Below are 13,979 nucleotides of genomic sequence, written 5' to 3' on the forward strand. Positions count from 1 at the left end.
CCCGTGCCGATGTGACCAGGCCGTCGGACATCGCTGATGGCGAGCTGAATCGAACGGTCTAAGCGGGCAGCAATGTGCCCAGAGCTGCCGCTGGGGATTGCTAGCTGGTAACCCAATTGCATGGACGCCCGCACAGGCTGTAAGGTCTCTCCTGATTCCCACTTCCGGGGTCGTACAAGGCTGGCAATTTCACCAAAGGGTGCGATCCTCCCAGCATACTTGAGATCCCGATATGTGACTCGACAGATGCATGCGCCGCTGTCTTTGCGCACAGCCTTGAACGTCATGACGATGCCAGTTCAATGTCGTAATGCAAGACTTGACCGCAGCCTTGCCGCCATAACAAGGTTGTTGTCGCTCAAACCGGGAACATACGGTCGAGCCGCAGGAGCCGGAAGATCGCGCGCGGCCCGTCGCGGAGCCCGATGACGCGCACCTGACCGCCGTCCGCCCTCACCTGCTTGACCAGCGAGACGATGACACCGACGCCCTCGCTTTCGATCTGACGCATAGAGGACGTATCGAGGATGATGTCCCGGCGATGCTCCGCGACGAGCTGATCCACGAGAGTCTTGAACTCTGGGACGGTGAGGTCGTCCAGGGTGCCCTCCAGTTTAACCACCGTCTCAAGTCCATTGTCGATCCGTTTGCAGCTCATGATGATCCGTCTCCTTCGTCGGTTTTTTGGATAAGCGGGGCAAGCCGGAGCATTCGCTCTCACCCCAAGGGCTCACGAATACTTCAGCGCCGGGAGTGTAGCACTCCACTCATTTGATGAGTTATGTATGTGAATTCTCCCAAACATGCCCGAGGTCCAGGGCCGAATCTCCGATTCCCTTTTTTTCCGCTCACTTGCGTGCGCTTGTATGTTCTGCCTCTATCGGGCGCGATGGCGAATGCCCGGTATGGTCACCGAGTTGCTACGCGGGCAGTGACCTCGAAATGTCGGGGCCTGCTCCAAGCCGACAGTTCGAACAGGCGCCGCGAAGCTGACGTTCGGTTCGCCGACCGTTTTGGTCAACGTCGGCTTACGGGCGATGCTGCGGCCCCACGCTCCAGGTCAGCTGTTGTCATTCGGATGCGCAGTGGGTGGCGCCAGCACGGCGCCCAATGCGGGCATTCGCCATCGCGCCCGATAGAGGCAGAACATACAAGCACACGCAAGTGAGCGCACAAAAAAAAGATTCGGAAAGTCGGCCCTGGGCCTCGGGTATGTTTGGGAGGAAATCGCATTCCTAACCCCTCAAATAGGTGGGGGGGCTTGCCGCCGCAGTCATTGCTACACTCCGGCCGCCGGTGAATTGGTGAGCCTTTTGGGTGAGCTGATTGACTTGGCCTTATACACCATTTATCCAGGGAAAAAATGATGCATCAACTACTCAAGAAGACCTTCAAGACGGGCGCCCTGCTTGGCGCAATGACCTTGATGGGTGCGGCACAAGCGACTTCGGCTTTCGAAGGTCGCCTGGCCAATGGCACGGCCAGCTCCACTTGCACGGTATCCGGCGCGAACAAGTGCGCAATGTTCTACAACGCCACGCTTGACTTGACGATCCTGAACGACTGGAACATCGGCACCGGCACGGCTGCCGCAGGTTCGGCCCAGGCCCTGGCTGAAACGGCGGGTGCTAAGCAGACCAGCTTCACGGGTTGGTTCTTGCCGACAGGCGATGGCAACCTGCCAGCCGGTAGCGGTAACCAATTCAAGGCCATTTGGGACGCTGCAGGTGGGAATTTTAGTTCCTTGTCGGCGCAATTTGATGGCGTGCAGTCCAACTACTACTGGTCCGGTACGGAGTACGCGCCGGGTTCGCTCTACGTGTGGTACTTCGGTACCTACAATGGCTTCCAGGGCTACGACGTCAAGTTCAGTGGTTTGTACGCGCTGGCTGTGCGCCCCGGAGATGTGACCGCCGCGGTGCCGGAGCCACAAACCTATGCGATGCTCCTTGCTGGTCTTGGGCTCATGGGCTTAGTTGCTCGCCGCCGTAGCAGCAAGCAGCAGTAATCGATTGGCATAGGCCTACCGAAAGAACCGGCTCAAGTGGCCGGTTTTTTTATGCGCGGCTGCGGAGTTCAATCCCAGCGATTCATCCCTGCCAAATTCCGATGTCGTGCGGCTGCTCAGGGCACTTTGCAGCCTTGTAGCAAGACCCCCCGCTTCGGCAAGTAAAGTCGCGTCGGAACAGCTGGCGATTGCGCCCCGGAATTCGCGCTGATCAAACCATGCTGGGCGGCGTGCGTTGACCTCACTGATAGCTGCGCAAAATCCGCTCGATCTGGCCGGACTTTTGCAGCGACTCCATCGCGCGCTGCAGCCGCCTCACCGTCTCGGCGCCAAGCTCCCGGCGGGCGTACAAGACGTAACTCTTCTCGTTGACGGTGAATGGGCTGTTGAACTGGTTCAGGTCAACGCCGCTTTGCTTCAAGGCATAACTGAGCAGGTAGTCGGACGAGATCACCGCGTCGAGCCGGTCCAGAGCCAGCATGCGCACGCCTTGAAAAGGATCGGCGACGCCGAACTTGCGGATGGCGTCGTCCTTGTTGATGGCGTCGTCATAGAAGGCACCGCGGGCCACACCCAAGAGCTTGCCCTTGAGCTGGGCGACGCTACGGATGTCGGACGCCTTCTTCGTCAGCACGACGAACTTGAAGACGTGAAAGGGTGTGACCCGTTGCGCCAGTTCTTCCAGCTCGGGTCCTTCAACGCCGACCACCAGATCGGCACTGCCATCCTTCAAGCCCATGGCCAGGCGCACATAGACGGCCGAGCCGAGTGCCACCGGCAGCGCCGCTTCGCGTGCCAGGGCCAGCATGATTTCATGATGCATGCCGGGCCGGCTCACCTCGCCATGCAGGGTGTAGGGCGCCACATCATTGAGCAAGATGCGCAGTGGTGGTCCAACAGCGGGCGCCGCCAATTGAGCGGCGGCGGCTGGGGTTTGCGGCTGCGCTTGGGCGGCCGCCGGCAGCGGCTGGGCAAGCAGGCTCAGGCAAAGTAGCGCCAAACAGTGCTGAACCCTTGCGCACGGGCCGAGGCGCCGCGATGTCGGCTGAGTTGCATTGGGCATGCGTGCAGTTTAGCGAGTCGCCAGTCGGGTATGCGGCTTGCGCCATGCTGCTGGCTTGCCCTCCGCGCCTCCCGCGCCGCCAGCGACGCTGAGGACTTTGGGTCGGCGGCGTCAGGCCAGTGCAATGCCACTCTTGTGGATATTTCGCCCGAGGCCCTGTGCCTAATGTCACGTTTGGTCTGAAATTAAAGGGTTTACCCTTGGCTATTTGATCGGAATCAAAGATACTTCAATACCAGTTGCGAACCAGTGTTGATCTGCTCGCAGCGCCAAATCGGCACACCCGCTTGAAAGACGGGGTCGCAAAGCTTCCGGTCTACCGTTCAGGCGAGCATCACACTCGGCTGGGCCAAGATAGCGGGGTTGCCAGTCAAGCTCAGTTCAAGCCCCCGTTGATGGTGCGGTTTGGCCGGACTTGCCTGTCAGACAGTTCACCCAGCGCGATCCCGCATCGCCGCCGTGAAGCCTCTGCGACTCTCTTCTCGCTTGCTCCCTTGCAGGGCGTGCCAATGGTTTTGTTTGCCCATTGACCCCTGCGCGTTTGGCACTGGCTGCCCGCGCGGCCGTGCCGGTTCCTGTGAGTCGGCATGCCAACCCAAAGAATTGCATTGAAGATGAACAACTTGTCCAACTCATCAGCCGCTGGCACCCATCCCAAGTCATATGCCAGCCTGGCCCGGCGCGTTGCTGTCGCCGGCGGCTTGAGTGTCGCTGTCTTGATCGGCTTGACCAGCCTGGGCCTGAGCTACAAGGCAACCGGTGCTGAGCGTGAGCGTGCCGCGCTGCTGGCTGCCAGCGAAGCCGGCGCTGTGGCTCGCATGGCCGACGCCTTTGACAACAGCGCGCGGCTGATGGTCGAACGCTTCTACAACACCTTTGCGGGCGACTTCAAGGGCAGTTTCAGTCTGCAGACGGACGCGTCCGACCTGCTGTTCGAGGGGCAAAAATTGGCCGGAGACTTCGAGGCCGTCGACCGCTTCAGCCGCAACACCGGTGGTGCCGCCACCATCTTCATGCGCAAGGGCGATGATTTCTTGCGCATCACGACCTCGTTGAAAAAAGAGAACGGCGAGCGCGCGGTCGGCACCACCTTGGGCAAGGCGCATCCGGCTTTTGCCAAGATGATGGAAGGCCAGCCCTATGTGGGCAAGGCGGTGCTGTTTGGCAAGCCGTTTATGAACCATTACCAGCCGATCAAAGACAGCCAAGGGGCGGTCATCGGCATCTTGTTCGTCGGCTTTGATACGTCGGAATTTCAGCGCTCGTTGGAGCAGCTGAGCCAGGGCGTTAGCTTGTTCGAAACCGGCGGTGTCTATTTGATTGACCCGACCGGCGCCAAGGGCAAACCGATGTTCCGCGCTCACCCGACTCAGACGGGCAAAGCGGTCGCCGAGTTTGACCCGGCGGCGGAAGCTTTTTTGACCGAGCTGTTCCGCAAGCCCGCAGCTGATATCGCAAACATGCACGTCAAGGCACCGGCCCTGCTCAACAAGGCCAATGATGATGCCTGGGTGGTCGCCAAGCACAGCGAGGCGACCGGTTTGTGGGTGGTGGCCGAGGTGTCGGATCGCCAGGCGCTGCGCGAGCATTGGGTGGCACAGCGCAATCTGTGGCTGACCTTGGGTCTGGCCAGTCTGAGCTTGGCCATGGGCCTGTGGTGGCTGCTGCGGCGCTGGGTCGGCGCGCCGCTGACCGCGCTGAATACGGCAGTTGCCCGCTTTGCAAACGGAGATTTGTCAGTGCCGGTGCGGGCGCAGCGTGATGATGACTTGGGCGCGCTGGCCGGCCATGTCGAGCTGATGCGCCAGCAACTGGCCCAGACCATTGGCTCGGTGCGCATGGCCACCGACGGCATCTCCACCGCCAGCTCGCAAGTGGCGGCCGGCAGCCAGGACTTGTCTGGCCGCACCGAGAGTGGTGCGAGCAGCTTGCAGCAAATTGCCAGCTCGGTTGAGCAGTTGACCGGCGCGGTGGCGCAGACCGCCGAAGCCGCGCGCTCGGCCACGGCCTTGGCGCTCAGCGCCAATCAGGCCGCCAACCAGGGCGGCGAGGAAATGCAGCAGGTCTTGATGACCATGGACGACATCAGCACGGCCAGCCGCAAGATAGTTGAGGTCATAGGCACGATTGACGCAATCGCCTTCCAGACCAATATCCTGGCGCTGAACGCCGCGGTTGAGGCAGCGCGGGCCGGCGATCAGGGGCGCGGCTTTGCGGTGGTGGCCAAGGAGGTGCGCAGCTTGGCCCAGCATTGCGCCGAGTCGGCGCGTGAAATCAAGGGCTTGATCGGTGGCAGCGTGGTCTGTGTGGACGCCGGGCTCAAGCAGGTGCAGGCGGCCGGCCGCTCGATGGGCGAGATCATGAGCAGCATTGGCCGCGTCAATGCGGTGGTGTCGGAGATCAGCGCCGCAGCCAGTGAACAGCGCGCGGGTATCAGCCAGGTCAACGTCGCCATCACGCACCTCGACGCCAGCACGCAGCAAAACGCAGCGTTGGTGGAGGAAAGCACGGCTGCCGCCGAAAGCCTGCAGTCGCAGGCCCAGCATCTGGCCGAGATGGTGAGCGGCTTTCGCCTCGCTTGTGGGCGGGCCGTCCAGGCCTGAGCTAGAGGGCTGGCAGGGGCAAGAAAAAAGCGCCGGGGCTGAGCCGGCGCTTCTTTTGCGGCTGCGACAGATATCGGTCGCAGCTGCATGGGGGTCAAGGGCTCGGTCAGTTGTGATTGGCCACCAAGCTGGCCCCGCTGACGTTGGCATAGGCGCTCAGCAGCAGGTAGTAGACGCCGGCCTTGGGCGCGGCCACGGTGATGGTTTCGGCATTCGTGCTGCCGTCTGACTTCAGCTCGAAGGAGGTCGTGCTTGGGGCGGCGCCAAACTTCAGATAGATGTCGCCGTCACCGGTGCCACCGCTGAGCTTGAACGTCAGGTTGCTTGCTGCGGTGGGCACGGTGAGCTTGTACAGCTTGCTGGCGCCCTTGGTGAGCGCGATGCCAGTTATCGCCACGCCCTTGGTCAGCGCCGTGGCCGCCGGCGCGGTCGTGCCGCAGCTGACGCCTACGGCGGCGAAGGCAGCGGTCACATCGGCCGTGGTGTAGCCGCGGTTGGTGGCGGCTTTCTCGACGCCGCATGCGCCTTGGTTGAAGGTGCTGTTGGCCGTCCAGTACAGGCGGTTGGCATCCACCATCACTTCAAACGCCTTGCGGGTGTTCCAGCCGGGGCTGCTGGCCAGCAGGTAATAGGCCTTGTTGTAAACACCGCTGGTGTTGTGAACATCCATGCTGCTGGTGTAGTCCTTGGCATTGCCGATCGAGCGGCCATCTTGCGGCGGATTTTTCATATAGCGCAGCGCGCCGCTGGCCTTGAAAATCTCGGCGCCGACCAGCCAGTCGTTCGTGCCCTTCATGAAGTACTCGGCGGCCTCGCCGGCCATGTCCGAGAAGGCTTCGTTCATGCCGCCGGACATGCCCGAATAGACCAGACCCGAATTCTGCTCGGTGAAGCCGTGGCTGACCTCATGCGCAGACACATCCAGCGAGACCAGCGGATAGAAAGTGCTGGCGCCGTCACCGAAGTGCATGGCCGTGCCGTCCCAAAAAGCGTTTTCGTAGTTGCTGCCGTAATGCACGCGCATGTAGAGCGTCTGGCTGATCGGGCGCAGGCTGAACCAGCCTTGATACATATTGAAGACCACATTGCCGAAGTAATGCGCGTCGTTCAGGGGCGAGTAGGCCCCATTGGTCAGCTTGTACTCATTGCGCGAGCAGGTGAACTTGAACGGTGTGCTGCCGGTCGTGCCGCCTTTGAGGTCGACGGTGATCACATTGCCGCTGTTCATCTGGCAGTCGTTGGTGACAACCAAGGGTCCGTAGGTCGTGCCGTACTCGTATTTGCCGGTCTTGGCATTGCCGCCGGGGCCTGTCGCATTGGCGTGGGTCAGGCCTTCCCATTGCTGCAGCACCGCGCCGCTGTTGGCGTCGATGATGAAGTGAGGCCGGCTTGGATGATCGCCTTGGCCGTTCAGGAATGAGACCAGGTAGACCAGCTGAGCGACATTGTTTTCGTTAAGGCGCACATAGAGCTGGACCTGATCATTGGACGTTCTTGCGCCGCGCACACCACCTGCCACCAAGCCCTTGGCCTGGGCCAGCACAGCGGCGCTGGACAGGCTGGGTTGGGTGTGCGCCAGGTCTTGCTCCAGTTGGCGGATCAGGCTGCCGGTGAAGGTGGAGCCGGCGCGCAGGCCGGCGACCGAGCTGTCGACATGCTCCACCACGGCTTCGTTCCAGATTGGCACGCCTTGGTAGTACTGCTGATGCCTTGTGACGCGCAAATTCTTGCCATAGCTTTGGCTGCGCAGCGGCCTGAGCTCTTCGTTGAGCAGACCCAAGGTGGCCGCAACGCCGCTGGAGGCGACGCCGCTGGCACTGCGCTGAACCGACAAGTTAGCGCCGGCCAAATCCAGGCCCTCCAGTGGAACCCGCTCGGCCGCGATGGCTTGGCAGGCTGCGGCGGTGGCGCTGAGCAGCAAAAGGCCACGGCCTAGTTTTTTGACGCTGATATGCATGGCGAATCTCCAAATATGGGCCTGTAGCCCGGTTTGTTTGTGCCGACGCGCAGGGTTGATTTGCAGCGGCGGTTTATGCAGTTGGCGGCCCGGATCTCAGGCCGACCCGCTGCCTCATGACCTCTGAAACTGTTGGGATGTCGCGCACGAGCGGCTTAACTTCATTTCGCCGCAGGCTTGGCGTCAACAGCCACACCCGGTCACTGGGGCCCCATCCTAGGCAGGGGCGAAAAGCGCGCAAGCTGTCAGAGTTGACATCCATGCTTGCCCTGATTCGCGGGACAAATTGCGAGCCTAGGATCGCGCCGTTTCAGTCGCCTCGGTCACCTCATTTGGCACATTCGCCCAACCGCCCTAATTGCAACGGAGTCTTCCCCATGCGCTCAGCACCTGCTCCTTTTTTCTCGCCGCTTTGTATGGCACCTCTGGCTTCGCTGCTGGTCGGGCTGGTATTGCTCAACACGACTGCGCCCGCCGCAGCGGCCGGTGACAAGGTCTGGATCAGCTTGGGCGATGCCGCCTGGGCCCAGTTGCAACAGCTTCAGCCCGCAGCAAAAGCGAGTGCCAGCGTCGAGATCAAACAAGTCTCAGCAGAGGCGACTCAAGGAGCGCGAGCTGCGATCAAGGCCGAGAAAGTGCATCTGGTCGAAGTTGATGAGGCCGCGCTGCTGGGCTTGTCAAACGCTGTGCATGAGAAGTTGCGGCGCTGTGGCGGCTATATGTTTCACGCCAGCAAGGCCGAGGGCATGAAGACGCTGCAGTCCGGGCAGGCCGGGTTTACCGCGCTGCTGGCCCCCACACGTCCGAGTTATGTGATTGATCAGCAGACGACGGTGAACCCGATGCTCGCGCAAATGCAAGCGAGCAATATCGGCCAAACCATTCTTGATCTATCCGCCAATACCAACCGTTACTACACGACCAGTGGCGGCGTGGCCGCGTCCAATTGGCTCAAAAACCGCTGGAGCAATCTGGCGGCGGGGCGCAGCGACATCACGGTCGAGCAGTTCAGCCATGCGAACTGGGCTCAAAAGTCGGTGATTGCGACCATCAAGGGCAGCGACAACGCCGCGCAAATCGTGGTGCTCGGCGCCCATCTGGATTCGATCAATTCGCAAGGCACGACCGAAACCACCCGTGCACCCGGCGCCGATGACGATGCCTCGGGCGTCGCCAGCCTGACCGAGATCTTCCGTACCTTGGTCAATAGCGGCTTCAAGCCACGCCGCACTCTCAAGTTCATGGCTTACGCGGCCGAGGAGGTGGGCCTGCGAGGTTCGCAAGAAATTGCCAATAGCTTCGCCGCAGCCAATGCCAATGTGGTCGGGGTGATGCAGTTGGATATGACCAATTACAAGGGCGCCGCCAACGACATCTATATCTTCACCGACTACACCGACAGCGCGCAGAACACTTTTGTGAGCAATTTGATCAAGACCTATTTGCCCACACTGAAGGTTGGCACTGACCGTTGCGGCTACGCTTGTTCCGATCATGCCTCTTGGAGCGCCAAGGGCTTTTACGCATCGATGCCGTTTGAATCGTCGTTTGCGGCCGACAACCCCTATATCCACAGCGCCAATGACACCTATGCCAATAGCGGCAACCAGGCCGATCATTCCTTGAAATTCGCGCGCATGGCTTTGGCCTATGCGGTGGAGTTGGGGGCCGACGGCGCCGCCACGCCGCCGGTGGACAAGACCGAAAACTTCAGCGGCAGCCTGGCTTTGAATCAAACCCAATCCTTCGGGCCCTTCAAGCTCGCCAGTGGCGGCAGCTTGAAGGCCAGCACCACCGGCAGCGGAGACATCGACTTGTTCGTCAAGCGGGGCGGCCCCGCCAGCACCAGCAGCTACGACTGCAAGAGCGACGGCAGCACGGCGACCGAAAGCTGCAGCCTTGGTGCCACCGTCAACAGCGACGTCTACGTCTTGCTCAAAGGCTATAGCGCGGGGACATTCAAGTTGACGGTGAGCTACACGCCCCAATAGCGGATGAGCCGTTTGGCTCTTTAGGCAAAATTTGACGTCATCAGGGTATCACCTAGGGTCGCAAGAATGCCCCTTGTCGCGCAGGCTGTCTGCGCTCAGGGAGCAGTAGAGATGAAGACAAAGTTATATGAAGTGAGCGAGAAGGCCCACACCAAGTCCTTGCGTTTGATTGCAGTGGCTTGCGGTCTGGCCTTTGCGGCGCCGGCCTTTGCCGGCGGCGCCTCGCTGGAAGGCTGGGCCATCATGCCCGCCAACACCTTTGCGGACGGCCCCACCACGGGTCAATTTGCCAGCGGCGCTGGCGGCAACCCTTTGCCTTTGCTGAACAAGCAGTCGGTGCAAGGCTTCTCGGCCGTGTTGAATGCTCCGGTGGCGGGCAGCTATTTGTTCATGCCCGATAACGGCTTTGGCACCAAGGGCAACTCGGCCGATGCCTTGCTGCGCATGTATGCCATAACGCCTGATTTCAAGACATCCCTCGGTGGTAGCGGCACGGTCAAGGCCGCCAACTACAACAGCGGCGCAGTGATGGGCGGCTTCAGCAGCGGCAGCTACATCAATTTGGCCGACCCCGACAAGAAGATCGGTTTCAAGATTCAAGCCGACTACAACAACTACTACAACGACGCCAGCAAGCCCTTGGTCGATGCCAGCATCCGTTCGGGCCGCTTGCTGACCGGTGCTGATTTCGACATCGAGTCGGTGCGCAAAGACAAGAACGGCAATCTGTGGTTTGGTGATGAGTTCGGGCCCTTCCTGGTCAAGGCCGATGCCAGCGGCAAGGTGCTGCGTGGCGAGTTCGGCCTGCCGGGCGTGATGTCGCCGCAAAACCCTTATCTGAACGGCGGCACGCCCAACTTGAACGGCTCCAACGGCTTCGAAGGCATGGCCATCAATCGTTCCGGCGACAAGCTGTTCACACTGCTGGAAGGCACAGTTGCTGGCGACGACGCCAGCCGCAAGACACTGCGCATCAACGAGTTCAGCATCGATGCCGAGGCCTATACCGGCCAGCAGTGGAAGTACAAGCTCGACGCGGCCGGCACCAATATCGGCGATATGACCGCCATCAATGACCATGAATTCCTGGTCATTGAGCGCAACGGTGTGACGGCCACCTCGGCTTCGGGAACACCGTTCAAGAAGATCTTCCGCATCGACATCAACAAGGTCGATGCGGCCGGCTATGTCGCCAAGTCCGAAGCGGTCGATCTGATGAATATCGCCGACCCGGATGACCTCAACGGCGACGGTAAAACAACCTTCACCTTCCCCTTCGTGACGATCGAAAGCGTGTTGGTGTTGGACGCTAACACCTTGCTGGTGGCGAACGACAACAACTACCCCGGCATCGGTGGCCGCGATCTGGGATCGGACAACACCGAGTTCCTGAAGATCCACCTGACCAGCCCTATCCCTGAGCCAAGCACCTATGCCTTGCTCTTGGCGGGTCTGGGCGGGATCGGCTTCTTTGTGGTGGGTCGCCGCAAGCGGGACTGATCAAAGGGCTGAACTGCCTGCAATTGCAAAGAAGGCCCGAACCAGCAGGTTCGGGCCTTCTTTGCAATGGAAGAGGTGAAAAGCTTACAAGCTGGGCCAGACCTCGGCCTGAACGTCAAAGCGCGGGTACCAATCCGAGGGCAGGGTGCCCGACCAGACCCGGTTGTGGTGAGGCAGCAGGCGCTTTTTGCCAAAGGTCATGCGGGCATCGGCCAAGGCCAGCAAGCTGCGCGCTGTCCAGTCCGAGCCGCTAGGGCTGGCGGCGGCTCCCAAGGTCACGGTCAAGGGCGTGGGGCCGCCCAGGGAGGCAAATTCGGCTTCGACCGCCGCGCGCAAGGTTTCGGCGGTGGCCACCGCAGCGGCCAGATCGGTGGCCGGCAGCAGCATCACGAATTCATCGCCGCCCAGATGGGCCAAGCTGGCGCCGGCGGGCATGCGGTCGGCAAATAGTTTGGCCGCACTCTGCAACACGGTTTGGGCTTGGCTCTGGCCTTGGTCTTCGAGATAGGCCTTGAAATGGTCGAGATCCAGCGTTAGCACCGCCAGCGACTGGCCACTCGAGCGGGCCGCAGTGGCCGCCTGCTCCATCAGGGCCTGCAGAGCCTGTCTATCCATCAGGCCGTTCAATTGGTCAGCAATCAGATTGGGCATTGAGCACTCCATTCAGGAACATGAGTCCATAGTATGCAGGCCGGCCGGCTTTGACACCCTCCAAATCCCGATGTTTTTGCCCCCAGTTCCAAAAAAATAGGCTCAGTCCTTGTGCCGGCATGCCAGCAAAAAGCTGTCAATCAAACGTGAATCCCGCCGGTCCTTCAGGCAATACAGGTATTCGCGCACCAGCGGCGCCGCCTCGTCATTGGCCATGCCGGTCAGGGGGATGACGCGCAGATCCGGGTGTTCACAGACTTCGTTGGCGGCAAAGATGCTGACACCCATTTGCCGGATCACCGCCTCGCGCAAGGCCTCACGGCTAGCAATCTCCATGCAGCTGAGCGGCTGTACTTTGGCTCGCGCGAGCATTTGCTCGGTCAGCTGGCGCGTCATCGAGCCGCGCTCGCGCATCAAGAGATGGCAGCCAGCCAAGGCGCTCAGCCGTACCTGGGCGAGTCGCGCCAGCGGATGGTCGCGGTGCGCGACCAGGGCCAGCGGGTCGGCGCCGAGTTCGAGGCGGTGCAGGCGCGGGTCTTCTTCCAGATGAGACGAAGTAGCGATGTCGACCCGGTACTCTTGCAGCGCATCGATCATCTGGCGCGAATTGCCGGCCGCCATGGTGATCTCGACCTGCGGGAAGCGCTGGCGGTAGCGCTGCACGATGCTCAGCACGTAATAGGGCGCGGTGGCGCCGATGCGCAGGCTGCCGCGTTGCAACTCGCCGGCATTGCGCAGCGCGAACTCCAGGTCGATTTCTTGCTGCAAGAGCTGATCGACGCGCGGCATCAAGAGCACGCCGGCGTCGCTGATCAAGAGTCGGCCGCCCTCGCGGCGGAACAGCTCGACGCCGTAATGCTCCTCCAGCGCGCGAATTTGCGTGGTGACCGTGGGCTGGCTCAAGCCAAGGTGCTTGGCCGCGAGTGTCACGCTGCCCAGGCGCGCGACGGTGAAAAACGCCTTCAGCTGGCTCACCAACATGGTCGACCCCCGCAGTCGCTCTGGGGCAGTGGTGCAAAACCCGCCAATAGCTGCTTTGTCAAATTTGCGTCATTTGACGCGCTGTGTTCATCCGTCATCCCTACAGTTTCGCCGATGCGCCGTCTGGCTCATCGGAGCTTTGCGCACCGAGAGCTGAAAACAATTTTTCGTCGAACCTGCTGGAGTTGAAATGCGTCAAACCTTTGTGAAATTGGCCTTGTTGAGCTTGACTACCCTGATGGGTGCCCAAGCATTTGCTCAAGGCAAGACCGAGTTGCTGGTCTATTCGGCGCTGGAAGCCGACCAGATCAAGGCCTACAAGGCCGCTTTCGAGGCCGACAACCCCGGCATCGAGCTGAAGTTCGTGCGCGAGTCCACCGGCATCATCACCGCCCGCTTGCTGGCCGAAAAAGCCAATCCGCAGGCCGATATGGTGTGGGGGCTGGCCGCCACGTCCTTGATGCTGCTGGACAAAGACGGCCTCTTGCAGCCTTACGCGCCCAAGGGCCTGGAGCAGGTGCGCGCCAGCATGCGCGACCCGCGCGCCCAGCCAACCTGGGTCGGCATGGACCTGTGGTCCTCGGCGGTTTGCTTCAACACGGTCGAGGCCGAAAAGCGCCATCTGCCCAAGCCCACCAGTTGGGCCGACCTGACGCAGCCGGTCTACAAGGGCACGGTCACGATGCCGCACCCGGCCTCCAGCGGCACCGGTTTCTTGATGGTGTCGGCCTGGTTGCAAAGCATGGGCGAGGCCAAGGGCTGGGCCTTCATGGACGCGCTGCACCAGAACGTCGGCGTCTACACCCACAGCGGCTCCAAGCCTTGCCGCCAGGCCGGTGCTGGCGAGTTCCCGGTCGGCCTGTCCTTTGACTACCGCGCCAACAAGACCAAGAAGGACGGCGCGCCTATCGACATCATCTTCCCCAAGGAAGGCCTGGGCTGGGATGTTGAGGCGACCGCCATCTTCAAGAGCAGCAAGAAGCAAGAAGCCGCACGCGCGCTGGCCGACTGGGCAGTGACCAAGAAGGCCAATGAGCTCTATGCCGGCAACTTCGCCGTGCTGGCGCTGCCGCAGGTGCAAGAGCGCTTGGAATATGTGCCGTCAGACATCGAAAAGTTCTTGGTCAAGAACGACTTCGCCTGGGCCGCCGCCAACCGCGAGCGCATTCTGACCGAGTGGGCGAAGCGTTATGAAGGCAAGGCAGAACCGAAAAAGCCGTAAAGA

At 61.2% G+C, this 13,979-nt stretch carries 10 protein-coding genes and 1 riboswitch; of the genes, 5 read left to right on the top strand and 5 right to left on the bottom strand.

Annotated features, from left to right (window positions below; translation table 11 throughout):
* Positions 1 to 358: 358 nt before the first annotated feature.
* Complete coding sequence (locus PRZ03_RS05965) at positions 359 to 658, bottom strand: STAS domain-containing protein (RefSeq protein WP_273599456.1); 300 nt, start codon at positions 656 to 658, stop codon at positions 359 to 361.
* 705 nt (positions 659 to 1,363) lie between these two features.
* Here PRZ03_RS05965 and PRZ03_RS05970 point away from each other — a divergent pair.
* Positions 1,364 to 2,008, top strand: coding sequence for a PEP-CTERM sorting domain-containing protein (locus PRZ03_RS05970; RefSeq protein WP_273599457.1), 645 nt, complete (start codon positions 1,364 to 1,366; stop codon positions 2,006 to 2,008).
* Positions 2,009 to 2,249: 241 nt separating this feature from the next.
* On the opposite strand, the gene PRZ03_RS05975 is transcribed toward PRZ03_RS05970, so the two are convergent.
* The gene (locus PRZ03_RS05975) at positions 2,250 to 3,008 is read right to left on the bottom strand and encodes a substrate-binding periplasmic protein (protein WP_263533262.1); all 759 of its coding nucleotides are present in this window, start codon (positions 3,006 to 3,008) and stop codon (positions 2,250 to 2,252) included.
* Between the two features lie 329 nt (positions 3,009 to 3,337).
* A riboswitch (cyclic di-GMP riboswitch) is annotated at positions 3,338 to 3,442 on the top strand.
* A 252-nt stretch (positions 3,443 to 3,694) separates the two neighbouring features.
* Here PRZ03_RS05975 and PRZ03_RS05980 point away from each other — a divergent pair.
* Positions 3,695 to 5,674, top strand: a complete 1,980-nt coding sequence (locus PRZ03_RS05980; protein ID WP_273599458.1) for a methyl-accepting chemotaxis protein — start codon at positions 3,695 to 3,697, stop codon at positions 5,672 to 5,674.
* Between the two features lie 106 nt (positions 5,675 to 5,780).
* Here PRZ03_RS05980 and PRZ03_RS05985 read toward each other — a convergent pair whose 3' ends face one another.
* Complete coding sequence (locus PRZ03_RS05985; RefSeq protein ID WP_273599459.1) at positions 5,781 to 7,631, bottom strand: M4 family metallopeptidase; 1,851 nt, start codon at positions 7,629 to 7,631, stop codon at positions 5,781 to 5,783.
* A gap of 377 nt (positions 7,632 to 8,008) precedes the next feature.
* Between PRZ03_RS05985 and PRZ03_RS05990 the strand changes: the two genes are divergently transcribed.
* Both PRZ03_RS05990 and PRZ03_RS05995 read left to right on the top strand, forming a co-directional pair.
* Entirely contained in the window at positions 8,009 to 9,622 is a 1,614-nt protein-coding gene (locus PRZ03_RS05990) for a M20/M25/M40 family metallo-hydrolase (RefSeq protein ID WP_273599460.1), read from the top strand.
* Positions 9,623 to 9,733: 111 nt separating this feature from the next.
* Complete coding sequence (locus tag PRZ03_RS05995) at positions 9,734 to 11,122, top strand: esterase-like activity of phytase family protein (protein WP_273599461.1); 1,389 nt, start codon at positions 9,734 to 9,736, stop codon at positions 11,120 to 11,122.
* Between the two features lie 84 nt (positions 11,123 to 11,206).
* Here PRZ03_RS05995 and PRZ03_RS06000 read toward each other — a convergent pair whose 3' ends face one another.
* Entirely contained in the window at positions 11,207 to 11,773 is a 567-nt protein-coding gene (locus tag PRZ03_RS06000; RefSeq protein ID WP_263533259.1) for a GGDEF domain-containing protein, read from the bottom strand.
* A gap of 102 nt (positions 11,774 to 11,875) precedes the next feature.
* Complete coding sequence (locus tag PRZ03_RS06005) at positions 11,876 to 12,754, bottom strand: LysR substrate-binding domain-containing protein (protein WP_273599462.1); 879 nt, start codon at positions 12,752 to 12,754, stop codon at positions 11,876 to 11,878.
* 238 nt (positions 12,755 to 12,992) lie between these two features.
* Between PRZ03_RS06005 and PRZ03_RS06010 the strand changes: the two genes are divergently transcribed.
* The gene (locus PRZ03_RS06010; protein WP_273599704.1) at positions 12,993 to 13,976 is read left to right on the top strand and encodes a putative 2-aminoethylphosphonate ABC transporter substrate-binding protein; all 984 of its coding nucleotides are present in this window, start codon (positions 12,993 to 12,995) and stop codon (positions 13,974 to 13,976) included.
* Positions 13,977 to 13,979: the final 3 nt, after the last annotated feature.

The sequence above is a fragment of the Roseateles albus genome (assembly GCF_028595345.1).
In the GTDB taxonomy this organism is placed as follows: Bacteria; Pseudomonadota; Gammaproteobacteria; order Burkholderiales; family Burkholderiaceae_C; genus Paucibacter_A; species Paucibacter_A albus.

Excerpts from the sequence above, each read along its gene's own strand:
- PRZ03_RS06010 (WP_273599704.1), top strand. The coding sequence starts at position 12,993 with ATGGGTGCCCAAGCATTTGCTCAAGGCAAGACCGAGTTGCTGGTCTAT.
- PRZ03_RS06005 (WP_273599462.1), bottom strand. The coding sequence starts at position 12,754 with ATGTTGGTGAGCCAGCTGAAGGCGTTTTTCACCGTCGCGCGCCTGGGC.
- PRZ03_RS05990 (WP_273599460.1), top strand. The coding sequence starts at position 8,009 with ATGCGCTCAGCACCTGCTCCTTTTTTCTCGCCGCTTTGTATGGCACCT.
- PRZ03_RS05965 (WP_273599456.1), bottom strand. The coding sequence starts at position 658 with ATGAGCTGCAAACGGATCGACAATGGACTTGAGACGGTGGTTAAACTG.
- PRZ03_RS05970 (WP_273599457.1), top strand. The coding sequence starts at position 1,364 with ATGATGCATCAACTACTCAAGAAGACCTTCAAGACGGGCGCCCTGCTT.
- PRZ03_RS05985 (WP_273599459.1), bottom strand. The coding sequence starts at position 7,631 with ATGCATATCAGCGTCAAAAAACTAGGCCGTGGCCTTTTGCTGCTCAGC.
- PRZ03_RS05995 (WP_273599461.1), top strand. The coding sequence starts at position 9,734 with ATGAAGACAAAGTTATATGAAGTGAGCGAGAAGGCCCACACCAAGTCC.
- PRZ03_RS06000 (WP_263533259.1), bottom strand. The coding sequence starts at position 11,773 with ATGCCCAATCTGATTGCTGACCAATTGAACGGCCTGATGGATAGACAG.